Genomic DNA, 24789 nt, shown 5'->3' on the forward strand with positions numbered 1-24789 from the left:
ACCGGGCTCCCGGCGCGGAGGAGGCCTCCGTCTCCGGGACCGCCGACGGGTGCGCGTTCCCCCGAACGCGTCCTTGACACGGTCGGCGGGCGGACTCACCTTGTTGCGTACAGCGGTACCTGTCCCGCCCAGCGAAACGGAGGGCCGCGAACCGTGACGACGCACCTGCCGTCCAGCCCGCCACCGAGCCTGCCGCCGAGTCTGATCGCCACGCTCCCCGGCTCCTTCTACTCCGACGACGCCGTCTTCGCGCTGGAGCAGGAGCGCATCTTCGAGTCCATGTGGTTCTGCGCGGTGCGCGCCGCCGACCTCGCCGGACCGGGGGCGTTCAGGACGGTCCAGGTCGGCCGGGAGAGCGTGCTGGTCGCCAGGGCCGGGGACGGTTCGGTCCGGGCGTTCCTGAACGTCTGCCGCCACCGCGGCGCGCGGCTGTGCACGGAGGAGTCCGGGCGGGTACGGCGGGCCTTCTCCTGCCCCTACCACGCCTGGTCCTACGACCTGACCGGCAGGCTGGTCGCCGCGCCGAACCTGACGGAGATGCCCGACCTCGACCGCGTCGGGTACGGCCTGATCGACGTCCACGTGCGGGAGTGGCTCGGCTACGTGTGGGTCTGCCTGGCCGGCGAGCCGCCGTCGTTCGAGGCCTGCGTGGTCGGCGAGGTGACGGCCCGGCTCGGGGACGGCGACCCGATCGGCAACTACGGCGTCGACGGGCTGGAACTTGGCCGCAGGATCGTCTACGACGTCCGGGCCAACTGGAAGCTCATCGTCGAGAACTTCATGGAGTGCTACCACTGCGCCACGATCCATCCGGAGCTGGTCGGCGTGCTGCCCGAGTTCGCCGGGGGCTACGCGGCGCAGTACTACGTGGGCCACGGCGCGGAGTTCGGCCCGGACATCCGGGGGTTCACCGTCGACGGCTCCGAGGGCGTGGACCGCATCCCCGGTGTGACCGAGGAGCAGGACCGCCGTTACTACGCCGTCACGATCAAGCCGCAGGTCTTCGTCAACCTCGTCCCCGACCACGTGATCCTGCACCGGATGTTCCCCCTCGGCGCCGGGCGCACGGTCGTGGAGTGCGACTGGCTGTTCACCGGGGACGTCGTGGCCGGCGGGCGGGACATCGGACCCTCGGTGGAACTCTTCCACCGGGTCAACCTGCAGGACTTCGAGGCGTGCGAGCGGTGCCAGCCGTCGATGGGCTCGCGCGCGTACGCCCGGGGAGGCGTCCTGGTGCCGAGCGAGCACCACATCGGCGCGTTCCACGAGTGGGTGCGCGACAGGCTGGCCTGAGCGGGACTCCGATCGGTGCGTCCGGCCCGCACCCGCAGGCGGACGGGCCGCCCGGCACCGGCCGGTCGGCGACGCGACCGGGGTCGTTCCGGCAGGAGCCGTCAGCCCGGGTGGCCGAGGCGGTGGCCGATGTCCGCGGCACCGGCGACCAGGACGGGCGCGAGCTCGTGCAGGCGGTCCCCGCTGAACCGGTACGCCGGGCCGGAGGCGCTGACGGCGGCGACGACCTCGCCCTCGTAGGACCGGACGGGCGCGGCTATCGCGTTCAGCCCGATCTCGTACTCCTCGACGGTGACCGCGTAACCGCGTTCGCGCACCTCGCCGAGCTGCGCGTCGAGCGCGGCGGCCGAGGTGATCGTGTGCGGCGTGTACGCGTCGAGGCCCGCGGCGGCCAGCAGGCGCGCCCGGTGCCGGTCGTCGAGGTGGGCCAGGAGGACCTTCCCGCTCGACGTGGCGTGCAGCGGGGTGAGCTGCCCGACCCAGTTGTGCGCGGTGACCGCGGCGGGCCCGCGCACCTGGTCGAGGTTGACCGCGTAGTGGGAGCGGGCGACCGCGAGGTTGACGGTCTCGCCCAGCTCCTGCGCCAGGCGGCGGCAGACCGGGCGGCCCTGCTGGACCAGGTCGAGCCGGGCCGCGACGCCGCCGGCGAGCCGTACGACGCCGAACCCGAGACGGTACTTCCCGCGGTCCTCGGCCTGCTCGACCAGGCCGCGCGACTCGAGTGCGCCGAGCAGGCGGAAGGCGGTGGACCGGTGCACCCCGATCTCCGCGGCGAGCTCGCTCACGCCCGCCTCACCGCGCCGGGAGAGGATCTCCAGGATGCCGATGGCCCGGTCGACCGACTGCACCCCGCCGCCCCCGGTCCCGCCACCGCCCCCGGTCCCGCCGTCGTCCACCGAGTCGTCCACCGAGTCGTCCGCCGAGCCGCCCGCAACGTCCACAACCGCGCACTGTAGTACGGCTCCGCGCCCGGGACCCTTGACGGTCCGATCGGCAGAGGTGATTCTGTTTCTCGATGAGCATCCCGGTGCGTCATGCGCAACGGATCATCCAGCGGGCCGGAAGGCGGCGCTGACCGGAGGTGTGCGTGGCACGCATCGTCATCATCGGCGCCGGAGTGGTCGGAGCCGCCCTCGCCGACGAGCTCTCCGCCAGAGGCCGGAGCCGGTCCCCGGGCGACTCCGTCACCGTCGTCGACCAGGGACCGGTCCCGGCGACCGGCGGCTCCTCCTCCCACGCCCCCGGCCTGGTCTTCCAGACGAACCCGTCGAAGACCATGACCGAACTGGCCCGCTACACGGCCGGGAAGCTGACGGCGCTCGGCTGCTTCCTGCCGGTGGGCGGCCTGGAGGTGGCCACCACGCCCGAACGCCTCGCCGAGCTGCACCGCCGCCGGGGCTGGGCGGTCTCGTGGGGGCTCGACGCCCGCGTGCTGGCGCCCGCCGAATGCGTGGCGCTGCACCCGCTGCTCGACCCGGCCCGCGTGCTCGGCGGGCTGCACGTCCCCTCCGACGGGGTGGCGCAGGCCGTACGCGCGGTCGGGGTCCAGCTCGCGCGCGCCCGGGAGCGGGGGGTGCGCGTGCTGGACCGGCACGAGGTGCTCGACGTGCGGGTGCGGGGCGGCAGGGTGAGCGCCGTCGTCACCGACCGGGGGGACGTCCCCGCCGACGTCGTCGTGTGCTGCGCCGGGATCTGGGGGCCGAAGGTCGCGCGGATGGCCGGGATGGAGCTGCCGCTGACCCCGCTGGCGCACCAGCTCGCCTGGACCGGCCCGGTGCCCGCGCTCGCGGGCCAGGCGCGGGAGTGCGTCCGGCCGATCCTGCGCCACCAGGACGCCGACCTCTACTACCGCGACCGGTTCGACCGGCTCGGCGTCGGCTTCTACGGCCACCGCCCGATGCCGGTGGACCCCGGCGACATCCTCCCGTTCGGTGAGGCCCCGGTGATGCCGTCGGTCCTGGAGTTCACCCCGGAGGACTTCGCCCCGGCCTGGGAGGAGACGCGGTCGCTGCTGCCCGCGACGCGCGAGGCGGAGATCGCGGAGGGCGTGAACGGCCTGTTCTCCTTCACGACGGACAACCTGCCGCTGCTGGGGGAGTCGCCCGAGGTCGCGGGCTTCTGGGTGGCCGAGGCCGTCTGGGTCACCCACTCGGCGGGCGTCGCCAGGGCGGTGGCGGAGTGGCTGACCGACGGCCACTGCTCCTCGTTCGACCTGCACGAGTGCGACGTGAACAGGTTCGAGGCGCACCAGCTCGCTCCGGAGTACGTCCGCACCCGGAGCTGCCGGAACTTCGTCGAGGTCTACGACATCGTCCACCCGCGCCAGCCGCCGGAGGACCTCCGGCCGCTGCGCGTCAGCCCGTTCCACGCCCGGCAGCGCGAGCTCGGCGCGCACTTCCTGGAGGCGGCGGGCTGGGAGCGGCCCCAGTGGTACGACGCGAACGCCCCGCTGCTGGACGGCAGGGAGATCCACCGGCCGGGGGAGTGGGCGGCGCGCCACTGGTCGCCGATCGTCGGGGCGGAGGCCCGGGCGTCCCGCGAGTCGGTCGCGCTCTACGACATGACCCCGCTCAAGCGGATCGAGGTGAGCGGGCCCGGGGCCGCCGCCTTCCTGCGGCGCACGTCCACCGGCGACATCGGCAGGCCGGTCGGCGCGGTGACCTACTGCCTGCTGCTCGGCGAGGACGGCGGCATCCGCGGCGACATCACGGTCGCCAGGCTCGGCCCCGACCTCTTCCAGATCGGCGCGAACGGCGAGCTCGACCTCGACCGGCTGCGCCGGCACCTGCCCGCCGACGGCTCGGTGACCGTGCGCGACGTCACCGCGGGCACCTGCTGCGTCGGCGTCTGGGGGCCGCGCGCCCGCGACCTGGTGGCCCCGCTGGCGGGTCCCGCCTTCGACCGCGGCGGCTTCGGTTACTTCCGCGCCGCCCGCGGCTTCGTCGGCGCGGTCCCGGTCACCGCGCTCCGGCTCTCCTACATCGGGGAGCTCGGCTGGGAGCTCTACACCACGGCGGACCTGGGCGCCAAGCTGTGGGACACGCTCTGGGAGGCCGGGCGGCCGTACGGGATCGTCGCGGGCGGGCGGGGCGCGTTCGACAGCCTCCGGCTGGAGAAGGGCTACCGGTCGTTCGGCACGGACATGACCTTCGAGCACGACCCGTACGAGGCGGGCCTCGGCTTCGCCGTCCGGGAGGGCGGGGACGACTTCGTCGGGCGGGCGGCGCTGGAGGAGCGGCGGCGGGCCGTACGGCGCAGGCTCACCTGCCTGGTGACCGACGGGCCGGACGCGGTGGTGATGGGCGGGGAGCCCGTCCACGACGGGGACCGGCCGGTCGGATACGTCACCAGTGCCGCGTACGGCCACACGATCGGCAGGGGCATCGCCTACGCCTGGCTGCCCGCGGAGCTGGCCGTCCCCGGGCGGGAGATCGGGATCGGCTACTTCGACCGGCGCGTCCCCGCGGTGGTGGCGGACGAGCCGCTCTTCGACCCGGCGATGGAACGGCTGCGCGGGTGAGGCGCGGGTGAGAGGGGAGCACGCGGTGGACGACCTGCCGGACCCTCCCGGCGTGCTGTGGCGCGCTCCGGAGCCCCGCCGCTCGTACGACGTGGTGATCGTGGGAGCGGGCGGCCACGGCCTGGCGACGGCGTACTACCTGGCGAGGAACCACGGGATCACGGACGTCGCCGTCCTGGAGCGGGGGTGGCTCGCGGGCGGCAACATGGCCAGGAACACCGCGATCATCAGGTCCAACTACCTGTGGGACGAGAGCGCGGGCATCTACGAGCACGCGCTGAAGCTCTGGGAGGGGCTGGAGGAGGAGCTCGGCCACCCGCTGCTCTTCAGCCAGCGGGGCGTGCTCAACCTGGCGCACAGCCTCCAGGACGTGCGGGACGGCGTGCGCCGCGTCAACGCCAACCGGCTCAACGGCGTGGACGCCGAGTGGCTCGGCCCGGAGGAGGTCGGGGAGGTCTGCCCGATCGTCGACGTCTCACCGGACGTGCGCCATCCGGTGCTCGGGGCGACCTACCAGCCGCGCGCGGGCATCGCCAAGCACGACCACGTCGCCTGGGGGTTCGCCAGGGCGGCCGCGGAGCTGGGCGTCCACCTGGTCGAGCACTGCGAGGTCACCGGGATCGAGGTCGCGGGCGGGCGGGCCCGGGCCGTGCTGACGGCCGGGGGCCGCATCGCGGCCGGGACCGTCGCGCTCTGCGCGGCGGGGCGCACGTCCGTCGTCGCGGGCACGGCAGGCGTGGAGCTGCCGCTGCAGAGCCACACGCTCCAGGCGCTGGTGTCGGAGCTGCTCGAACCCGTGCATCCGACGGTCGTCATGTCCAACGCCGTGCACGTCTACGTCAGCCAGGCGCACAAGGGGGAGCTGGTCATGGGCGCGGGCATCGACGCGGCCAACTCCTACCGGCAGCGCGGCGCGTTCCACGTCGTCGAGCGGCAGATGGCGGCGGCGCTGGAGCTCTTCCCCGTCTTCGCCCGCGCGCACGTCCTGCGGACCTGGGCCGGCGTGGTCGACGTCAGCCCGGACGCCTCGCCGATCATCGGCCGCACCCCGGTCGACGGGCTGCTGGTCAACTGCGGCTGGGGGACCGGCGGGTTCAAGGCGACCCCGGGGGTGGGCTGGTGCTTCGCCCACACGATCGCGCACGGGGAGCCGCACCCGCTGGCCGCCCCCTTCTCGCTCGACCGCTTCACCACCGGTGCGCTCGTCGACGAGCACGGCGCGGCGGCGGTGGCGCACTAGGCGGGGCCGGGCGCAGGAGCGGTCGCGAGGTCGTGGACGGGACGTGCACAGACGCGGACGGAGGACAGGACGCGGACGGAGGACAGGACGCGGACGGGACCGGCCGCGTGGCCGGGCGCAGGAGCGGAGAGGAGTACCGGGCGGATGCTGCTGATCCCCTGCCCGTGGTGCGGGCCGCGGGACGAGACCGAGTTCCACTACGGCGGGCAGGCGCACGTGGCCTACCCCGCCGATCCGGGCGCGCTCACCGACGAGGAGTGGGCGCGCTACCTGTTCTTCCGCGACAACCCCGAAGGCGCCTTCGCCGAGCGGTGGAGTCACGCCGCCGGATGCCGCCGCTGGTTCAACGCCGTGCGGGACACCGCGACGAACCGGATCCACGCCGTCTACCGTCCCGGCGAGCCCCGGCCGGTGACGGGATGACGCGGGCGGCGGCGGGCGGGCGGATCGACCGGAGCCGGGTGCTGCGCTTCAGGTTCGACGGCCGCGACCTCACCGGCCACCCCGGCGACACCCTGGCCTCCGCGCTGCTCGCGGCGGGGGTCCGGCGGGTGGCGACCAGCGTCAGGTTCGGCCGTCCCCGCGGGATCTTCTCCGCGGGCCCGGAGGAGCCGAACGCGATCGTCCAGATCGAGGAGCCGTTCCCCGAGCCGATGCTGACCGCCACCACGGTCGAGCTGTACGACGGGCTGGTGGCGCGCGGGCTGTCCGGCCGGGGACGGCTGGCGGACAGGCCGGATCCGGCCCGCTACGACGCGGTGCACGCCCACTGCGACGTCCTCGTCGTGGGCGCGGGACCGGCCGGGCTCTCCGCGGCCCGCGCCGCCGCGGCGGACGGCGCCCGCGTCATCGTCGCGGACGAGCAGCCGGAGCCGGGCGGCGTCCTGCTCGGCCTGCCCGGAGGGGTCCCTCCCGGCTCCCTCGCCCCGCCCGGCGCGGTCCCCTCCGGCTCTCTCGGTCTGTCCGGTGCGCTCCCGCTCGTTTCCGGTGAATCGGCCGGCCCACCCGGCGCGGAATGGGCCGCCGCGACGGCGGCGGAGCTCTCGCGCCTCCCGGAGGTGCGGGTCCTGCCCAGGACCACGGTCGTCGGGCACTACGACGGCAACCACCTGGTGGCGGTGGAGCGGCGGACCGCCCATCTAGGCGCGGCGGCTCCGGCCTGGATGGCGCGGGAGCGGGTCTGGCGCATCCGGGCCCGCCGGGTCGTGCTGGCGACCGGTGCGCACGAGCGGCCGATCGCGTTCGCGGGCAACGACCTGCCCGGAGTGATGCTGGCCGGGGCGGCGCGTACCTACGCCAACCGCTACGCGGTGCTCCCGGGCCGCCGGGCCGTGGTCTTCACGACCGATGACGCCGCCTACGCCGCCGCGCTCGACCTCGCCGGCGCGGGCGTGCGGATCCTCGCCGTCGCCGACGCCCGTCCCGGGCCGAACGGGCGATGGCGGGAGCGGGTGCGGGAACACGGCATCGAGGTGCTCGCCGGCGGGGTGGTGGCCGAGGCGAGGGGGACGGGCGAGGTCACCTCCGTCGTCACCGGTGACGGCAGGGAGTTCGAGGCCGACCTGCTGCTGGTCTCCGGCGGCTGGAACCCCGTCGTCCACCTGTTCTGCCAGGTGGGCGGCACGGTCAGGTTCGACGACGGGCTGCAGGCGTTCGTGCCGGACACGCCGCCCCCGGCCGTGGAGGTCGCCGGAGCCGCCCGCGGTCTCACGTCCCTGCACGACTGCCTCGCCGACGGCGCGGCGGCGGGGACCAGGGCGGCCGAGGCGCTCGGCGGAGGGGGGAGCCGGGCGGGTACGGGGCGGCCGGGGACGGGGAGGGACCGTCAGGCGGGCGGCGGGAGCCCGGAGCGCAGAGGCGGGGTCCGGCGGGCGGCGGACGGGGCCCCGCAGGCGAACGGCCACGCGCTGTGGCTGGTGCCCGCCGACGACTGCTCCACGCACTTCGTCGACCTGCAGCGCGACGTGACCGTGGCCGACATCCGGCGGGCGACCGGAGCCGGGCTGCGCTCGGTCGAGCACGTCAAGCGCCACACCACGGCGGGCACGGCCCACGACCAGGGCAAGACCTCGGGGACGCTCGTGCCGGCGATCGTCGCGGGCGAGCTGGGCGTCCACGTGCGGGAGGTGGGCGTCACCTCGTTCCGCCCGCCGTACACGCCGGTGTCGTTCGCCGCGCTCGCCGGCCGCGACCGGGGTGCGCTGCACGACCCGGTACGGGTCACCCCGATGCACGGGTGGCACGTGGAGCGCGGCGCGGTCTTCGAGAACGCCGGGCAGTGGAAGCGGCCCCGCTACTACCCCCGCGAAGGCGAGGACATGGCGGCGGCGGTGCTGCGGGAGTGCCGCGCCGTGCGCGGGGGCGCCGGAGCGATGGACGTCTCCACCCTCGGCAAGATCGAGGTTCGGGGGCCGGACGCCGCCGGGTTCCTCGACAGGCTCTACACGAACCTGATGGGCACGCTGCGGCCCGGCTCGATCCGCTACGGCGTGATGTGCCGGGCCGACGGGATGGTGTTCGACGACGGGACGGTGATCCGCCTGGCGGAGGACCGGTTCCTGGCGACCACGACCACGGGCAACGCCGCCGCGGTGCTCGACTGGATGGAGGAGTGGCTGCAGACCGAGTGGCCGTCGCTGCGGGTGTACTGCACGTCGGTCACCGAGCAGTGGGCCACCGTGGCGCTCGCCGGTCCCGCCGCGCGCGACGTGCTGTCCGGCCTCGCCCCGCGGCTGGCCGCGGACGCGGCGGACTTCCCCTTCATGACCTGGCGGGACACCGAGGTGGCCGGGATGCCCGCCAGGGTGTGCAGGATCAGCTTCAGCGGCGAGCTGGCCTACGAGATCAACGTCGGCGCGTGGCACGGGCCCGCCCTCTGGAGCGCGGTCCTGGACACCGGCCGCGTCACGCCGTACGGGACCGAGGCCATGCACGTGCTGCGCGCGGAGAAGGGGTACCCGATCATCGGGCAGGACACCGACGGCACCGTCACCCCGGCCGATCTGGGCATGGAGTGGATGATCTCGAAGAAGAAGGCCGATTTCGTCGGCAGGCGCTCGCTCACCCGGGCCGACACCGTACGGCGGGACCGCAGGCACCTGGTCGGCCTGCTGCCGGAGGACCCGGGTCTGCTGATCCCCGAAGGGACCCAGCTGGTGGAGCACGAGCGGCTGCCCGCCCCGCCCGTCAGGTCGCTCGGCCACGTCACCTCCTCCTACCTCGGCGCCGGGCTCGGCCGTACCTTCGCGCTCGCGCTGGTGAGCGGCGGCCGGGACCGGATCGGCGACCGGATCTTCGCCGTCCTCGACGGCGGGCAGGCGCCCGTCGCCGTCGCCTCCCCCGTGCTGTACGACCCGGAAGGGGCACGCCGCGATGGCTGAGGGCGCGCCGGAGACGGGGCCGGAGACGGGGCCGGGAACGGTGGCGGGAGCCGGGAGGGCCGTCCGGCGCAGTCCGCTCGGCGGGTTCGCGCCGGTGGCGGGGGAGCGGGTCCGGATGGCGGAGACGCCGTTCCTGGCCCAGGTCGACGTCCGGGCCGACCCGCTGGGCGAGGCCGCGGCCGGGCTCGCCGCGGCCCTGGGCACGCCGCTCCCGGTACGGCCCGGCACGTACACGGGTCCCGTGACCGGTTACCCGCCCTGCTCGGTGTTCTGGCTGGGACCGGACAAGTGGCTGGTCGTCGGGGCGGAGGGCGGCACACCGCAGGAGGGCGGGCCGCCGGGAGGGGGTGCGGCGGCCGGGGGGAGCGGGCCGCCGGGAGGGAGCGGGACCCTGGGAGGGGGTGCCGCGGCCGGGGGGAGCGGGCCGTCCGGAGGGAGCGGGGCCCCGGGGGAGAGCGGGCTCGCCGCCCGGCTGCGGGCGGCCGCGGGCGACGGGCACGCCGCGGTCACCGACGTGTCCGCGCAGCGCACGGTGATCCGCCTGGCCGGACCGGCCGCCCGCGACGTGCTGGCCCACGGCTGCCCGCTCGACCTGCATCCCCGCGTCTTCGGGCCCGGGACGTGCGCCCGGAGCACGCTGGCCAGGGCCGATGTCCTGCTCGCCGCGGGGGAGGACGAGGAGTTCCAGATCTTCGTCCGGTCGTCGTTCGCCGCCTACCTGTGGGCCTGGCTGCTCGACGCGGCGACGGAGTACCTGCGCTGAGGGGCCGCGGGAGCGGTTCAGGGAAGGGGTCAGGAGGCGCCGGCGGGCCCGGTGCCGGCCAGGGCGTTTTCGAAGGCGGTGTACGCGTCCGGGGAGAACAGCACGAACCGCACGTCCGCCACCCGGGCCGGGGTGGCGCGCACGGTGCCGATCGCGATGCGGGCGGCGTCGTCCATCGGCCAGCCGTAGACCCCGGCGGAGACCGCGGGGAACGCGATGCTCGCCGCCCCCAGCTCGTCGGCGACCCTGAGCGACTCGCGGTAGCAGGAGGCGAGCAGCTCCGAGCGGTCCTCCTCGGCGGAGTGGACGGGACCGACGGTGTGGACGATCCAGCGGGCGGGGAGCTCCCCGGCCGTGGTCGCCACGGCCTGGCCGGTCGGCAGCCCTCCGCCGTAGTGCGAGGCGCGCAGTCTCCGGCACTCCGCGAGGATCGCCGGCCCTCCGCGCCGGTGGATCGCCCCGTCGACCCCGCCGCCGCCCAGCAGCGAGGAGTTGGCGGCGTTGACGACGACGTCGGCGTCCTGCTCGGTGATGTCCCCCTGGACCAGCGTGATCCGCATGGGAACGAGTCTGCCAGCGGACCGCGCATCGCGCGCCGTCCGGCGGCCGGGAAAGGGGACCGCCTGGAAGCACGCCCGCTGCGGCACCGCGCATGGCGCGCCGTCCGGCGGCCGTGAGGCCCGCCACCGGGTTTCGTTCAGCTCCCGATCCGGGACGCCGATCTGATGACGAGAGCGGCGGTCGCCGTTCCCCGCCGCCGGAGGACGCCTCCGGCGGGCGGACTCCCCGAACGACCTGCTGGAGGACGAGGGTGCGCAGCACGATTCCGAAGATCGCCGTCGCGATGGGCGCACTGGTGCTGACGGCGGCGGGCTGCGCCGTCGACGGCGCCTCCGCCTCCGAGCCGGCCGACCGCGGCACCGTCGGGATCACCCTGCCGACGACGGCCCGGCCGCGCTGGATCAAGGACGGCGGCAGCATGAGGAAGCAGCTGGAGCTGCTCGGCTACAAGACCGACCTGCGGTACGCCGAAGACGACGCCGCCACCCAGGCCGACCAGGTCGAGGAGATGGTGGACAACGGGGTCAAGGCCCTGGTCATCGGCGCCGTCGACGGTCCCGTCCTGAAGGACGTGCTGGAGAGGGCGGCCGCGGACGACATCCCGGTGATCTCCTACGACCGGCTGCTCCGGGGCACGCCGGACGTCGACTACTACGCCACCTTCGACAACTTCCGGGTCGGCGTGCTGCAGGGCAGGGCCATCGCCGACAGGCTCAAGCTCGCCACGGCCGAGGGACCCTTCAACCTCGAGTTGTTCGGCGGGTCGCCCACCGACAACAACGCCACGTTCTTCTTCAACGGCGCGATGAGCGTGCTGCAGCCCCACATCTCCTCCGGGAAGCTGGTGCTCAGGAGCGGCAAACGCGAGTTCGCCGACATCAGCACCGTCGGCTACGAGACGAAGCTGGCCCAGACCCGCATGACCGAGCTGCTGGAGAAGCACTACCGCTCGGCGTCCGTCCACGCGGTGCTCTCACCACTGGACCGGATGTCCCTGGGGATCGTCGCGGCCCTCCAGGCGGACGGGTACGGCACCGCCGCCAAGCCCATGCCGGTCGTGACCGGGCAGGACGTGGAGGTGGACTCGGTGAAGCTGATCGCCGCGGGCAAGCAGAGCGCGACGGTGTTCAAGGACACCCGCGAGCTGGCCAAGGTCGCGGTGCGGATGACCGACATGCTGCTGCGCGGTGAGACGCCCGAGGTCAACGACACCGAGCAGTACCACAACGGCGCGAAGACCATGTCCACCTTCCTGCTGCAGCCGGTGGACGTCGACGAGTCGAACTACGAGCGCATCCTCATCGACAGCGGCTACTACACCGCCGAGCAGATCAGCGGCTGACCGCCCCGCGGACCGGGGCCCGGCCCGCCCCGGTCGTCGCCCCTGCGGCCACCCCGATCATGACAGCGCCACCGGCGCGTAAGGAGCCCTTCCCGTGAACGTCCCGCCCGGCCACGCCCCCAAGCGCAGAGGAAAGCTGGCGACCGGCTTCCTCAACCGGCCCGTCGCCGTCAAACTCATGGCGCTGGTCGGCGCCAGCCTCCTGGCCCTGACGGCCTGCTTCGCCGTCACCGTCGTCAACAACCGTGCGGTCGACGCGGCGAACGAGCGCCTCAACCGGCTCAACGAGGCCAACGCCATCGTCCTGCAGCTGGACCGGATGGCCGCCGACCTGAAGGTCGGCGGACTGGAGTCGGTGGTCCGCGACGATCCCGCCCGGCAGCGGGAGACGCTCGACGCCCAGATCAAGAGCACCCGGGAGATGCTGGAGCGGCTGAAGGCCGTCGACGTCCCGGCCGGGCAGCGCGCCTCGGTGAGCCGCATCACGACGGTGTTCACCGAGTACATCGACGTCGTCGGGCACTTCGTCGACAACGCGGCGGCCGACCAGGCCCAGGCGCGGCGCAGCTGGCAGCAGGTCGGCGTCGACAACTACCTCACCGGCGCGGTGACCCGTAACGAGCGGGCCTTCTTCGCGCAGAGCATCGACCAGGCGAAGACGGACGCCGCCGCCAGCCGTGAGCGGGCGACGCAGCTGATCCTCGCCACCGTGGTGGTCACCGCCGTCATCCTGGTCCTGCTGGCCCGTGTCGTGGTGATCTCGATCACCCGCCCGCTGCTGCGGGTGCGCCGTTCCCTGGCGGCCATGGCCGACGGTGACATGACGGTCACCAGCGACGTCACCACCACCGACGAGGTGGGCCAGATGGCCCGCGCCATGGACCAGGCGCAGGCCAGCGTCCGGAACGTGGTGGCCTCGGTGTCGGCCTCGGCGCAGGCGGTGGCCGCGGCGGCCCAGGAGATGGCCTCGGCCACCGACGCGGTGGCGGAATCGGCCCGGCGCGCCGCGTCCGAGGCGCAGGCCGTCTCCGACACGGCGGCGTCGGTGTCGGAGAACGTCGAGATGGTCGCCACCGGCTCCGAGGAGATGGGCGCCTCGATCCAGGAGATCGCCGGCAGCGCCCTGGGGGCCGCCCGGGTGGCCGGGCAGGCGGTGGAGGTCGCCGGCCAGACGACCGCGCAGATCGGCAAGCTGGGGGAGTCGTCCAGGGAGATCGCCACCGTGGTGGCGCTCATCACCTCGATCGCCGAGCAGACGAACCTGCTCGCGCTCAACGCGACCATCGAGGCGGCGCGGGCGGGCGAGAGCGGCAAGGGGTTCGCCGTGGTCGCCAGCGAGGTCAAGGAACTGGCCCAGGAGACCGCCCGGGCCACCGAGGACATCTCCCGGCGGGTGCAGGCAATTCAGGACGACACCGCGGGGGCCGTCACCGCGATCGGCCGGATCAGTTCGGTGATCGGGCAGATCAACGACTCCCAGGGCGTCATCGCCAGCGCGGTGGAGGAGCAGACGGCCACCACCAACGAGATGAGCCGCAGTGTCACGGCGGTGGCGGAGGGCTCCCGTGACATCGCGGAGAACATCGCCGAGATCGCGAACGCGTCGCGGACGACCACCGAGAGCGTCGCCCGCTCCCAGCAGGCCGTCGGCGAGCTCAACGCGATGGCCCGCGAACTGCGGGACCTGGTGGCGCACTTCCGCTGCTGACGCGTCCCGGCGTCCGGGCCTCGACCGGTGGAGCTCGGACGTCGGGACGCGCCGCCCGGGCCCCGATCGGCCCGGACTCCGGGACGCGCCGTCCGGGCTCTACCGGTCGAGGCCGTCGCCGAGCGGGCGGGTGGCCGCCGCGAGGCCGTGCAGCACCTCCCCGTCGAGCCGCATGACCTCGATCTCGTCGAGCGCGCGGGCGCGCAGGCGGCGGTAGAAGCGCAGGGCGGGGTCGTTGGTGCGCAGCACCCACCACTCCAGGCGGCCGCAGCCGCGCTCCACCGCGAGCTGTGCGAGGTGGCCGAGCAGCGCCCGGCCCAGTCCGTCTCCCCGGTGCTCGGGGCGGACGTACAGGTCGTCGAGGTGGATGCCGGGCCGGCCGAGGATGGTGCTGTAGGTGGGATAGAACAGGGCGAAGCCGGCCGGTCGCCCGTCGACCGTCGCGACGACGGCCTCGGCCACCGGACGCGGACCGAACAGGGCCTCCGCCAGGTCCTGCGGCCGGGATGTGACCTCTCCTGGGAACTCCTCGACCTCGGCGAGTTCGACGACGAAGCGGTGCAGCACGTCGACGTCACCGGGCTCCGCCGGGCGGATGAGCGGCTTCGTGCGGATCTCGGGGGATTTCAGATCGTCCACCGGGGCATTCTGCCGCACCCTGCCGGAGTCCTCAGCGCCCCAGTCCTCAACGCCCGGATGTCCGGCCTCCACGGGGACCGGCGGCCGGGACCCATGGTCACGCCTCCCTCATTTACGCTACTGTAGTAGCGTAAATGAGGGAGGCAGGAATGAACCAGGCCCGGCGGGGACGGCCGCGTGACGCGCAGGTCGACGAGCGGGTGCTGCGAACGGCGGCCGGACTGCTCCTGGAGCGCGGCTACAACGGCTTGTCCATCGACGAGGTGGCCGAACGGGCCGGCGTCGCCAAGACCACGCTCTACCGCCGCTGGCCGACCAAGGACCACCTGGCCGTCGCGGTGGTGGCCCGGCTCCAGGACGACGACGGCATCGACGACACCGGTGACATCCGGCGGGACCTGACCGACTACATGGAGAAGATCGCCGACGCGCTCAACCGCATGCGCTCGGCCGGGAGGACAGCCGGACGCGACGACCGGTCGGCGGGGGTCGTGGCCGAACTCGTCGCCGCCGGTGCGCGCCACGACGACATCGGGGAGATGGGCCGCCAGGTCTACGCCCGGCGCAACGCGCTGGCCCTCGGGCTCATCGAGCGGGCGCGCCTGCGCGGGGAACTGCGGGCCGACCTCGACGCCGCCGTGCTCCTCGACCAGCTCGCCGGGGCCCTCTACTACCGCGTTCTGGTCACCGGAGCGCCGGTGGACCGCGCCTACGCCGAACGCCTCGTGGCCGCCGCGCTCGACGGCGCGATGAACCGGAAGGAAATCCCCCCGTGTCCGTGAAGGGTCTCGTCATCGGTTCCGTGTCCCTGGCTCTGGCCGCCCTCGCCGCCGGTGCACCGGTGCACCGGTGCCCGGCGCGCCGGCCGCCGCCCCGGCGCACGCCGGACCGCCTCCCCGCCCCGCCGGCGTTTCGTCCGCTGCGCCTTCCTCCGCGTCTTTCTCCCCGTTTTCCTCCGAGCCTTCCCCCGTGTCGTCCGCTGCGCCTTCCTCGGTGCGCGCCGCGCCGGTGCTGGAGGACCACCCGTGTCCCGTGCGGGTCCCGCCGGGCACCCGGTGCGGCTATCTGGTGGTCCCGCAGCGCCGCGACGTGCCGCAGGGGCCCACCGTCAAGGTGGGCTTCGCCGTACACCGCTCGACCGCGCCCGGCCGCGGCGCGGATCCGATCGTCTACACCAGCGGAGGTCCGGCGTCGGGCTCGATCCCCCTCACCGGCTACCTCGCCGACATGTTCCCCGACCGCGACGTGGTCGTGCTGGAGCAGCGCGGCAGCAGGTGGTCGCAGCCCCGGTTGGACTGCCCGGAGACGGTCCGCGCCGTGCTGGACACGCTCGCCACCCCCGGCCAGGCGGGGCAGGAGAGGGGCGTGATCGCCGTCGGAGCGACGGCGTGCCGCGACCGCCTCGGAGTGGACCTGAGGGGATTCCGAACCGGGGAGATCGCCGCCGACGTGGTGGATCTGCGGCAGGCTCTGGGATACGCGCGCTGGAATCTGTTCGGGGTCAGCTACTCGACCCGCTCCATGCTCGCGGCCGCCGCCGCGGACCCGCAGGGCACCCGCTCGGTGGTGCTGGACTCCTTCCTGCCTGCCGGCAAGGACTGGTACGACGACGCCGCCCGCGACCTGACCGAGGCGATCGGGAGGCTCGCCGGTCAGCGCTGGCCGGACCTGCCGGCGCGGTTCGAGCGGATGGTCGACCGGCTGAACCGCGACCCGGCGGTCGTGACGACCGACGACCCCCTGACCGGAAGGACGATCACCGTCCGGCTCACCGGCGACGACGTGGCGACGGTGATCGGCGAGGCCCTGCGCGAGGCCGAGGTGGTCCCGATCGTGCCCGTGCTGATCGACGGGCTGGCGGACGGCCGCGACGACCTGCTCCAGCCGCTGGCCGACGCGGCCGGCTCCGGGCTGACCAGCCACGAGTTCGGCCTCTACCACGCCGTCCAGTGCCAGGACGAGGCGCCCGACAACGCGTTCGCGCCCGCGCGGCCGCAGCTGTTCACCGTGGTGCACGACCAGGCGGTGTGCGACGCCTGGAAGCTGCCCGGCGCACCCGCCGCCGAGGCCGTCACCACGGCGCCCGTCCTGGTGGTGGGAGGCCGGTACGACCCGACGACGCCCACCCGCACCGCGGAGCCCGCCGCCCGGGCACTGCCGAACGCCCGGTTCGTGGAGTTCGCCGGGGTCGGGCACGCGGTGTTCCTGTCCAGCCGGTGCGGCCGGCAGACCATCGCCGCCTTCGTCGCCGATCCCGCGGCGGCCCCGCCCTGCGACCCCGCCCGGGCGGCCCACCGGGTGATCGGGCCGGAGCGGCTCCACCTCACCACGGCGGTGTACCGGGCGCAGCGGGAGCCCTGGACACTGCTGCCCTTCGGCTTGTTCGTCCTGACCGCGCTGGTGCAGCTCGGTGTGGGGCTGGCGCGCCCGCGCCGGCGCCTTCCCGCGCTGGTGGCGGGGGTGTGCGGCCTGACGCTGGCCGGGCTGACGGCCGACGCGCTGTACGGCGTGATCAAGGAGAACGAGGTCGTGCTGGGGATGGGGGTCCCCGCCGCCGTGCCGTGGTACGGCCTGTTGGCCTGGGCCGGTCTGGCCGTCACACTGGCGGCCGCCTGGCGGGCGCGGACCGCCCGCGCCTCCCGGCGGACGGGCGCGGGCGGGCTCCTCCGTGACCCGGCGGCGGCCCACCTCCTCGCCGCGGTGATCGCCGCCGGTTTCCTGGCCTGGTGGCACCTGCACCTGTGAAGGCGGTGGCGGGGCCAGGACGGGGGCGCGGCGTCGGCCGCGGGTGGCGGGCCGGGGACGGCGTCAGCCGCGGGTGGCGGGCGGCCAGCCGTGGCCCCAGCCGCCCTGCACCATGGTCTGGAACGCCCATCCGTCGGCGGTGCGCACCAGCAGATCGGCGTAGCGGGTCGACTGCCGGTTCCCCTCCTCATCGGTCATCGTCGTCTCCGTCTCGACGAGCACGAGGTTGGCGGTGAGGAAGCGCGGGGTCCGGACGGACTCCATCGCCAGGCCGGCCGTGCCGCCGCCCATGACCTCGGTCATCACCTCGACGAACTCCTCGCGGCTCCACTGCCGGACGGCGGCGGAGCCGCCGGGCACGTCGGTGGCCAGGTTGAGCGGGAAGACCGCCAGGCCGGCGATCTCCTCGACCGCGCCCCGCTCGGCCAGCGCGTCGTACCCGGCGAACCACGCCTCGATCGCCGCCACGTCCTCGGCACTCGGTGCGAACACCCCGTTCTCCGTGCCGTCCTGTCTCGCTGCGGTCTGCTCCACTGCCTTCTCCTTACGTCAGAACCTTCTCGTGCAGCGTACCGTACACCGTACGGAAATGGGGTGCGACTTTTCGGCGGGATCACCGTCGCCGGGATGGGGGGCGGCCGGCTCGGCCCGGCTCGCGTCAAGCGGCAGCTGGCCCTGCACCTCGCCGATCTCGACCGGCGCGGGCTGCTGCGGCTGGGCGATCCCGACGTCGCGGCCGTCCACTACTCCGCGCTCACCGGCTCGGCCTGGGGCTCCGCCCTCGAACCCGACCCGTCGGCGGAACGAGCCGCCGAACTCATGAACCTCGCGGTCGCCGCCTTCCTGCACGGATACGCGAGATGACCCCCCGTTCCCGTGCGGGTCGTCTCCTTCCCGCTCCTCCGTCCGCCCCGGCGTCCGCCGGTGTCCCCGGACCTGGTCCCGGCCGGTGCGCCGCCGCCTGACCGGGCGGATGCCGCCGCCTCGGGGGAGGTGGCGAGGCCGGCGGCCGGGCCCTGTCCGCGACCGTGCAGGGATCGCCGTACGGCAGGCCCGAGGTGAACGGAGTCCCCGGCCCGGAGGACTAGACCGCGGACCGTTTGCGGGCCGCGGCGACGACGCTGTCCAGGAGCCCGGGGAAGAGGGTGTCGAGGTCGTCGCGGCGCAGCGAGCTCAGTTTCGAGGTGCCGTGGTAGACCTGTCGGATGACCCCGGCCTCGCGCAGGACGCGGTAGTGGTGGGTGCCGGTGGACTTGCTGACGGCGAGCTCGATCTCCGAGCAGGGGACGCCCCGCCCGGACTCGGCGAGGAAGCGCACGATCCCCAGGCGCATGGGGTCGGCGAGGGCGTGCAGCACCGCCTCCAGCCGGATCTCCTCGATGCTCGGATGCTCCAGGATCCGTGCGGACATCGGCGACCCCCTTCTCCTCGTCCCGGCTCGATCGTACGACATCCATCGTAGTTTGACATTTATCGTAGTACGATGATTATCGTATAAAAGTCGGACTCCGGACGAGCCGTCCCCCCGAACGATCGAGAAGAGGTCCCCATGCTGTTCGAGCCCATCACCCTGCGGTCCCTGACGGTCCCCAACCGGATCTGGATGGCGCCGATGTGCCAGTACTCCGCCGCGACCGACGGCCCGGAGACCGGAGTGCCGCACGACTGGCACCTCTCCCACCTCGCCGCCCGGGCGGTGGGCGGCGCCGGGCTGATCCTCACCGAGGCCACGGCGGTCTCCCCGGAGGGCCGGATCAGCCCGGCCGACCTCGGGCTGTGGAACGGGCGGCAGGAGGAGGCGTTCACCCGGATCACCCGGCTCCTCAAGGAGCACGGAACGGTGCCCGGCATCCAGCTCGCGCACGCCGGGCGCAAGGCCTCCACCGGCCCGACCTGGCGCGGCGGAGGGCCGGTCGGCGAGGCCGACGGCGGCTGGCTGCCGGTCGCGCCGAGCCCGCTCCCGTTCGCGCCCGGCCACCCGGTCCCGCACGAGTTGACGGCGGACGAGATCCAGCGGGTCGTCGGCGACTTCGCCCGGGCGGCGGAGCGCGCGCTGCGGGCCGGCTTCCAGGTCGCGGAGGTGCACGGCGCGCACGGCTACCTGATCGGGGAGTTCCTCTCCCCGCACAGCAACCACCGCACCGACGGCTACGGCGGCTCGTTCGACGGCCGCGTCCGCCTCGCCCTCGAGGTCGTCGACGCCGTGCGGGCCGTCTGGCCCGAGGACCTGCCGGTGTTCTTCCGCGTCTCGGCCACCGACTGGCTCACCGAGAACCCCGAGGACGAGCGGGAGGGCTGGACCGCCGACGACACCGTCCGCCTGGCCAAGGAACTGCTCGCCCGCGGCGTGGACCTGCTCGACACCTCCACCGGCGGCAACGCCCCCGGCGCGCGGATCCCCACCGGCCCCGGCTACCAGGTGCCGTTCGCGGCCCGGGTCCGCGCCGAGACCGACCTGCCGGTCGCCGCCGTCGGCGAGATCACCGAGCCGCGCCAGGCCGAGGAGATCGTCGCCTCCGGCCAGGCCGACGCCGTACTGCTCGGCCGCGAGCTGCTGCGCAACCCCTACTGGCCGAACCTGGCCGCCCGCGAGCTGGGCGCGCAGCCCCGCTGGCCCGACCAGTACCACCGCGCGGTCTGACCCTCCGGGGCGTCCTCCATGGCGAGGCCGGTCCGGTGCCGGCCGACGTCGGCATCGCGGCCTACCGGATCGTGCAGGCGTCGCTGACGAACACCATCCGGCACGCGGGGGCCGCCACCGCGCGGGTACGGCTGCGGTGGTCGTCCGCGACCGGCGCCTGGACATCGTGGCCGGAGTGATCGTCACCGACGCCCGCCGGAACACGGCCGTCTGCCGGGACCTGGACTTCCCCGCCCTGGCGCGCGGATACCGCCGGGACGGCGCCGCGGTCATGTTCGTGCCCGCCCTGGACTTCGGCCGCGACGCCTGGCACCACTCCCGTCCGGCGGTGGTGCGCGGGGTGGAGAACGGCTTCTCGGTCGTGCGCAGCGCGGCGGACGGGCACCTGACGGTGAGCGACCAGTACGGCCGCGTGCTCGCCGAGCGGGCGGCGGGCGGCCGGGAGATCGCGACCGTCGTCACGTCCGTTCCGGTGGGCGGGAGCGCCACCCTCTACACCCGCTGGGGGGACTGGTTCGCCTGGCTCTGCCTCGCATCGGCCGCAGCCGTCGCGGGGCGGGCGGCCGTACGGCGGCGGACGCGGCCGGTGCGGAGGTCAGCGGACGGCCGGAGCCGGGACGGCGGGCCCTGAGCCGGCGGGCGCCGGAGAGGCCGCGGGCCGCCCGTCGCCCTGGAGCCGGTACGACGGCAGGCCGCGCCGCCTGATCAGCCACTCGGCGACGACGATGTTGGGCAGCCAGCACAGGAACGGCACCGCGTGGTAGGCATTGGCGAACACCGCGTCGAACTCGGCGTCCACGTCCGCGAACGGCGTCTGCACCATGATGAGGACGCCCAGCCAGGTCCGCAGGGTCACCGCGGCGTAGGTGAGCGCGTAGTTGCGGATCATCCAGGCCTGGTGGCCGGCCGGATCGCCGGCACGGATCGCCCGGTAGGCGCGCAGGGCGGTGTGCCCCCACAGCAGGGCCAGTGCGCCGAACCCGAAGAAGCCGACCATCCCGGCCGAGTTGAACGGCGCCATGACCAGGGAGGAGACGCTGCCCACCGCGATCGAGCCGAGGTAGATCCGGCCGATGACGCGGTGCGCGGTGCGGAACCGGCCGCGCAGCCGGCGGGAGAACTGCCAGGGCCCCAGCGCGAGGGCGATGGAGGCGCTGACGACGTGGATGTAGAAGGCCGCCTGCACCGCGGGCGGGGCGTCGGCGTAGGCGCTCGCCAGGCCCGCGTCGTCGGCGGCCAGGGTGCGGAGGCTGCCCTGCGCATAGAGGGCGAGCGAGTAGCCGGTGATCGCCAGTGCGGTCAGCAGGACCACGGTCCAGCCGAGGCGGGACCGGGGGCGGGTTCGCGGCCGCGGCGCCGGGCCGGGTGCCGTGGTGGTGACGCCGGGCATGCGTTCTCCCCATCGATGTTTAAAGCATTCACAATGTGAGCGTCTTAAACATAAAGGGCGATGTTAGAGTCGTCAACATGTCCGACGGCGATCGCACCCGAACCTCCTACCACCACGGTGCGCTCCGGCGGGCGCTGCTCGACGGCGCCCGCGACCTGCTCGCCGAGCGGGGCGCCGCCGCGTTCAGCCTCAGCGAGCTGGCCCGCCGGGTGGGGGTGAGCACCGCCGCGCCGTACCGGCACTTCACCGACAAGGACGCGCTGCTGGACGCCCTGGCGGAGGAGGGCTACATGGCCTTCCACGCCGGACTGGAGGCGGCCGCGCGCGCGGCCGCCGGCCCCGGGGACCGCATCGTCCGGCTGGGCGTGGTCTACCTGCGCTTCGCGGAGGAGACCCCCGCGCTCTTCGAGATCATGTTCCGGGACCGGCCGGGCCGCCCGTCCGGTCCCGCGACCTTCGAGCTGCTGGTCACCGCGGTGGGGCAGGCGCAGGACGCGGGCGCGCTGCGGTCCGGGCAGCCGCCGGTGGTCCTGGCCCGGACGATCTGGGCGCTGCTGCACGGGCTCGCGATCCTGGTCGGGCAGGGCGGCTTCGGCAAACTGGGCATCGACGAGCCCCGGGAGCGGCTCGTCGCCGAGAGCATGGCGGCGTTCCTGCGGGTCCGGCCGGAGGTCTGAGGGCGGCCCTTCCGTATACGCCGAGGGCCCGCCGCATCCGCCGGAGGAGACCCCGGCGGCGCGGCGGGCCCGGTGGGGGCGGCCGCTCAGCCGCCCGCGCCGGCGCGGCGCTTGGTCCAGACGTCGAAGGCGACGGCGATGAGCAGCACCAGCCCCTTGAAGAGCATCACCCGCTCGCTCGGCGCGCCGATGAGGGACATGCCGTTGTTGATCACGGCCATGATGAGGCCGCCGGTGATGGCGCCCACCACCTTGCCGACGCCGCCCTGCACGGCGGCGCCGCCGATGAACGCCGCCGCGATGGCGTCCAGCTCGAAGCTGTTGCCCGCGGTGGGACCGGCCTGGTTGAGCCGCCCGGCGAAGATGATGCCGGCCAGCGCCGAGAGCACGCCCATGTTGACGAAGAGCCAGAACGTGACGGACTTGACCTTGATGCCGGACAGGCTCGCGGCGTGCAGGTTGCCGCCGATGGCGTAGATGTGGCGGCCGAAGACGGCGCGGTTGGTCAGCAGCGTGTAGCCCAGCACGAGGACGGCGAGCAGCACCAGGACCCAGGGCAGGTTCTTGAACCGGGCCAGCTGCACGATGACCGTCATCACCACCGCGGCGGCGGCGATCATCTTGAGCGCGAACAGCGGCAGCGCGTCGACCTGCTGCCGGTAGCCGAGGCGCGCCTGGCGGGCCCGCCACTGGGTGCCGACGATCCCGGCCACGATGGCCAGCCCGACGATCAGGGTGAACAGGTCGGCGCCGCCGAGCGGGCCGAGGCCGACGTTGCCGAGGAAGCCGGGCAGGAAGCCGTTGGCCAGGGTCCGGACCTCGTCGGGGAAGGGGCCGATGCCCTGGTTGCCGAGCACGGTGAGGGTCAGCGCCCGGAAGATCAGCATTCCGGCCAGGGTGACGATGAACGCCGGGATGCCGAAGTAGGCGACCCAGTAGCCCTGCCAGGCCCCGATCAGCGCGCCGACCAGGAGCGTGATGAGGAGCGCCGGCGGCCACGGCATGCCCATGTCCACCATCAGCACCGCCGCGACGGCGCCGCTGACCGCCACCACCGAGCCCACCGACAGGTCGATGTGGCCGGCGATGATGATCAGGATCATGCCGATCGCGAGGATCAGGATGTAGGAGTTCTGCACCATGATGTTCGAGATGTTCTGCGGGCTGAGCAGACCACCGTCGGTCAGGATGGAGAACAGGACGATGATCAGCGCGAAGGCGACGTAGATGCCGCTCTCGCGCAGGTTGAAGGAGAACCGGCGGCCCGACGCCTTCGCGGGGGGCGGGCCGCCGCCCACGACCTCGGCCCCGGCGTCGGGGGCCGACGCCTTGCCGCTGCTCGTCTGTGTCATTACTCCTTCTCCCTGGTCATGAACTGCATGAGGCGCTCGGGGGTGGCCTCGGCTCGCGGCACCTCGCCGGTGATGCGCCCGGCCGACATCGCGTAGATGCGGTCGCAGAGACCGAGCAGCTCGGGAAGCTCCGAGGAGATCACGAGCACGGCCCGGCCCTGGTCGGCGAGCTGGTTGATGATGGCGTAGATCTCGTACTTGGCGCCCACGTCGATGCCGCGGGTGGGCTCGTCCAGGATCAGCACGTCGGGGTCAGTGAAGATCCACTTCGAGAGCACGACCTTCTGCTGGTTGCCGCCGCTGAGCTTCCCGGTGACCGCCAGCACGCTGGGAGCCTTGATGTTCATGTCGGCCCGGAAGCCGTCGGCGACCCTGTACTCCTCGTTGCCGTCGATCCAGCCGCGCCTGGCGAGCTTGCCCAGCGCGGCGGCCGAGACGTTGCGCTGGATGTCCTGGATGAGGTTGAGGCCGTACCGCTTGCGGTCCTCGGTGGCGTAGGCGATCTTGTGGGAGATGGCCTCGGTGACCGAGCGGAGCTGGATCTCCCTGCCGTCCTTGTAGACGCGCCCGGAGATGCCGACCCCGTAGCTGCGGCCGAACACGCTCATCGCCAGCTCGGTACGGCCGGCGCCCATGAGCCCGGCCAGGCCGACGATCTCGCCGCGGCGCAGCGTCAGGTTGGCGCCGGAGACGACGGCGCGCTCGGGCTGGGCCGGGCTGTGCACGGTCCAGTCCTCGATCCGCAGCACCTCCTCGCCGATCGTGGGCTCGTGCGGCGGGAACCGGTGCTCCAGGTCGCGGCCGACCATGCCGGAGATGATCCGGTCCTCGGTGACCTCGCCGCCCGACATGTCCAGCGTCTCGATGGTCCGGCCGTCGCGGATGATCGTGGTGGAGTCGGCGATGGCTTTGATCTCGTTCAGCTTGTGCGAGATGATCACCGAGGTGATGCCCTCGTCGCGCAGCCCGCGCAGCAGGTCGAGCAGGTGCGCGGAGTCCTCGTCGTTGAGCGCCGCGGTCGGCTCGTCGAGGATGAGCAGCCGGACCCGCTTCGACAGCGCCTTGGCGATCTCGACGAGCTGCTGCTTGCCCACCCCGATGTCCATCGCCCGCGTCACCGGGTTCTCCCGGAGCCCGACCCGCTCGAGGAGCGCGGCGGCCTCGGCGTTCGTGTGGTTCCAGTCGATCAGGCCGCGCCGGGTCCGCTCGTTGCCGAGGAAGATGTTCTCGGCGATCGACAGGTACGGGCTGAGCGCGAGCTCCTGGTGGATGATGACGATGCCGCGCCGCTCGCTGTCCCGGATGCCGGAGAACCGGCACGGCTCCCCGTCGAAGACGATCTCGCCGTCGTAGGAGCCGTGCGGGTACACCCCCGACAGGACCTTCATCAGCGTCGACTTGCCGGCGCCGTTCTCGCCGCAGACGGCGTGGATCTCGCCGCGCCGTACCGCCAGGTTGACGTCCTGGAGGGCCTTGACGCCCGGGAACGTCTTGGTGATGCCCCGCATCTGAAGTATGTGGTCGGTCATGCCGTCCGT

23 protein-coding genes are annotated in these 24789 nt (G+C 73.8%); 15 read left to right on the forward strand and 8 right to left on the reverse strand.

Annotated features, from left to right (window positions below; all coding sequences use genetic code 11):
• The first annotated feature begins 153 nt into the window (after positions 1–153).
• Positions 154–1293 carry an aromatic ring-hydroxylating oxygenase subunit alpha gene (locus IEZ07_RS00415; protein ID WP_204054190.1) on the forward strand — a complete coding sequence of 380 codons (1140 nt, stop codon included), beginning with the start codon at positions 154–156 and terminating at the stop codon, positions 1291–1293.
• Positions 1294–1394: 101 nt separating this feature from the next.
• On the opposite strand, the gene IEZ07_RS00420 is transcribed toward IEZ07_RS00415, so the two are convergent.
• A complete protein-coding gene (locus IEZ07_RS00420; protein WP_239319222.1) occupies positions 1395–2234 on the reverse strand; it encodes an IclR family transcriptional regulator in 840 nt (279 codons plus the stop codon).
• 146 nt (positions 2235–2380) lie between these two features.
• On the opposite strand from IEZ07_RS00420, the gene IEZ07_RS00425 reads away from it, so the two are divergent.
• From IEZ07_RS00425 to IEZ07_RS35385, 5 genes are all read left to right on the forward strand, one after another.
• Complete coding sequence (locus IEZ07_RS00425; protein ID WP_204054191.1) at positions 2381–4813, forward strand: GcvT family protein; 2433 nt, start codon at positions 2381–2383, stop codon at positions 4811–4813.
• A gap of 25 nt (positions 4814–4838) precedes the next feature.
• The gene (locus IEZ07_RS00430; protein WP_301549294.1) at positions 4839–6053 is read left to right on the forward strand and encodes a sarcosine oxidase subunit beta family protein; all 1215 of its coding nucleotides are present in this window, start codon (positions 4839–4841) and stop codon (positions 6051–6053) included.
• Positions 6054–6197: 144 nt separating this feature from the next.
• A complete protein-coding gene (locus IEZ07_RS00435; RefSeq protein WP_191892962.1) occupies positions 6198–6476 on the forward strand; it encodes a sarcosine oxidase subunit delta in 279 nt (92 codons plus the stop codon).
• A complete protein-coding gene (locus IEZ07_RS00440; RefSeq protein ID WP_191892963.1) occupies positions 6473–9433 on the forward strand; it encodes a 2Fe-2S iron-sulfur cluster-binding protein in 2961 nt (986 codons plus the stop codon). The genes IEZ07_RS00435 and IEZ07_RS00440 overlap by 4 nt, the downstream gene beginning before the upstream one ends.
• Positions 9426–10196 (forward strand): sarcosine oxidase subunit gamma, encoded by a 771-nt coding sequence (locus IEZ07_RS35385; RefSeq protein WP_239319224.1) that lies wholly within the window; start codon positions 9426–9428, stop codon positions 10194–10196. Before IEZ07_RS00440 ends, IEZ07_RS35385 begins: the two co-directional genes overlap by 8 nt.
• A 29-nt stretch (positions 10197–10225) precedes the next feature.
• Here IEZ07_RS35385 and IEZ07_RS00450 read toward each other — a convergent pair whose 3' ends face one another.
• Positions 10226–10756: an O-acetyl-ADP-ribose deacetylase gene (locus tag IEZ07_RS00450; protein ID WP_191892964.1), complete on the reverse strand. Its 531-nt coding sequence runs from the start codon at positions 10754–10756 to the stop codon at positions 10226–10228.
• A 251-nt stretch (positions 10757–11007) separates the two neighbouring features.
• Between IEZ07_RS00450 and chvE the strand changes: the two genes are divergently transcribed.
• Together chvE and IEZ07_RS00460 are read left to right on the forward strand one after the other, a co-directional pair.
• Entirely contained in the window at positions 11008–12099 is a 1092-nt protein-coding gene (gene chvE / locus IEZ07_RS00455; protein ID WP_239319225.1) for a multiple monosaccharide ABC transporter substrate-binding protein, read from the forward strand.
• Positions 12100–12193: 94 nt separating this feature from the next.
• Positions 12194–13807 carry a methyl-accepting chemotaxis protein gene (locus tag IEZ07_RS00460; protein ID WP_204054192.1) on the forward strand — a complete coding sequence of 538 codons (1614 nt, stop codon included), beginning with the start codon at positions 12194–12196 and terminating at the stop codon, positions 13805–13807.
• A 99-nt stretch (positions 13808–13906) separates the two neighbouring features.
• On the opposite strand, the gene IEZ07_RS00465 is transcribed toward IEZ07_RS00460, so the two are convergent.
• Positions 13907–14446 (reverse strand): GNAT family N-acetyltransferase, encoded by a 540-nt coding sequence (locus tag IEZ07_RS00465; protein WP_239319227.1) that lies wholly within the window; start codon positions 14444–14446, stop codon positions 13907–13909.
• A 134-nt stretch (positions 14447–14580) separates the two neighbouring features.
• On the opposite strand from IEZ07_RS00465, the gene IEZ07_RS00470 reads away from it, so the two are divergent.
• Positions 14581–15228 carry a TetR/AcrR family transcriptional regulator gene (locus IEZ07_RS00470; RefSeq protein WP_191892965.1) on the forward strand — a complete coding sequence of 216 codons (648 nt, stop codon included), beginning with the start codon at positions 14581–14583 and terminating at the stop codon, positions 15226–15228.
• A gap of 187 nt (positions 15229–15415) precedes the next feature.
• Entirely contained in the window at positions 15416–17191 is a 1776-nt protein-coding gene (locus IEZ07_RS00475; RefSeq protein WP_191892966.1) for an alpha/beta hydrolase, read from the forward strand.
• A 63-nt stretch (positions 17192–17254) separates the two neighbouring features.
• Here the strand turns inward: IEZ07_RS00475 and IEZ07_RS00480 are convergent, their stop codons facing one another.
• The gene (locus IEZ07_RS00480) at positions 17255–17725 is read right to left on the reverse strand and encodes a nuclear transport factor 2 family protein (RefSeq protein ID WP_239319229.1); all 471 of its coding nucleotides are present in this window, start codon (positions 17723–17725) and stop codon (positions 17255–17257) included.
• Between the two features lie 60 nt (positions 17726–17785).
• Here IEZ07_RS00480 and IEZ07_RS00485 point away from each other — a divergent pair, with 60 nt between their 5' ends.
• Entirely contained in the window at positions 17786–18055 is a 270-nt protein-coding gene (locus tag IEZ07_RS00485) for a TetR/AcrR family transcriptional regulator C-terminal domain-containing protein (RefSeq protein WP_191892967.1), read from the forward strand.
• A gap of 220 nt (positions 18056–18275) precedes the next feature.
• On the opposite strand, the gene IEZ07_RS00490 is transcribed toward IEZ07_RS00485, so the two are convergent.
• Complete coding sequence (locus IEZ07_RS00490) at positions 18276–18602, reverse strand: ArsR/SmtB family transcription factor (RefSeq protein ID WP_204054193.1); 327 nt, start codon at positions 18600–18602, stop codon at positions 18276–18278.
• Between the two features lie 138 nt (positions 18603–18740).
• On the opposite strand from IEZ07_RS00490, the gene IEZ07_RS00495 reads away from it, so the two are divergent.
• From IEZ07_RS00495 to IEZ07_RS00505, 3 genes are read left to right on the forward strand one after another with little or no spacing between them, the layout of a single operon-like run.
• Complete coding sequence (locus IEZ07_RS00495; RefSeq protein ID WP_191892969.1) at positions 18741–19832, forward strand: NADH:flavin oxidoreductase/NADH oxidase; 1092 nt, start codon at positions 18741–18743, stop codon at positions 19830–19832.
• 35 nt (positions 19833–19867) lie between these two features.
• The gene (locus tag IEZ07_RS00500; protein WP_191892970.1) at positions 19868–20011 is read left to right on the forward strand and encodes a hypothetical protein; all 144 of its coding nucleotides are present in this window, start codon (positions 19868–19870) and stop codon (positions 20009–20011) included.
• The gene (locus IEZ07_RS00505; RefSeq protein ID WP_191892971.1) at positions 20008–20463 is read left to right on the forward strand and encodes a carbon-nitrogen hydrolase family protein; all 456 of its coding nucleotides are present in this window, start codon (positions 20008–20010) and stop codon (positions 20461–20463) included. Before IEZ07_RS00500 ends, IEZ07_RS00505 begins: the two co-directional genes overlap by 4 nt.
• Here the strand turns inward: IEZ07_RS00505 and IEZ07_RS00510 are convergent.
• Entirely contained in the window at positions 20428–21222 is a 795-nt protein-coding gene (locus tag IEZ07_RS00510; protein WP_191892972.1) for a DUF2306 domain-containing protein, read from the reverse strand. The two genes, IEZ07_RS00505 and IEZ07_RS00510, sit on opposite strands and share 36 nt — an antisense overlap.
• A gap of 77 nt (positions 21223–21299) precedes the next feature.
• On the opposite strand from IEZ07_RS00510, the gene IEZ07_RS00515 reads away from it, so the two are divergent.
• Positions 21300–21899, forward strand: a complete 600-nt coding sequence (locus tag IEZ07_RS00515; RefSeq protein WP_191892973.1) for a TetR/AcrR family transcriptional regulator — start codon at positions 21300–21302, stop codon at positions 21897–21899.
• 86 nt (positions 21900–21985) lie between these two features.
• Here the strand turns inward: IEZ07_RS00515 and mmsB are convergent, their stop codons facing one another.
• Together mmsB and mmsA are read right to left on the reverse strand one after the other, a co-directional pair.
• Positions 21986–23251, reverse strand: coding sequence for a multiple monosaccharide ABC transporter permease (gene mmsB, locus IEZ07_RS00520; protein WP_191892974.1), 1266 nt, complete (start codon positions 23249–23251; stop codon positions 21986–21988).
• On the reverse strand, positions 23251–24780 hold the full coding sequence (mmsA, locus tag IEZ07_RS00525; RefSeq protein ID WP_191892975.1) for a multiple monosaccharide ABC transporter ATP-binding protein: 1530 nt from the start codon (positions 24778–24780) through the stop codon (positions 23251–23253). Before mmsA ends, mmsB begins: the two co-directional genes overlap by 1 nt.
• Positions 24781–24789 lie beyond the last annotated feature (9 nt).

The organism is Planomonospora parontospora (assembly GCA_014647935.1).
GTDB classification, from domain to species: domain Bacteria; phylum Actinomycetota; class Actinomycetes; order Streptosporangiales; family Streptosporangiaceae; genus Planomonospora; species Planomonospora parontospora.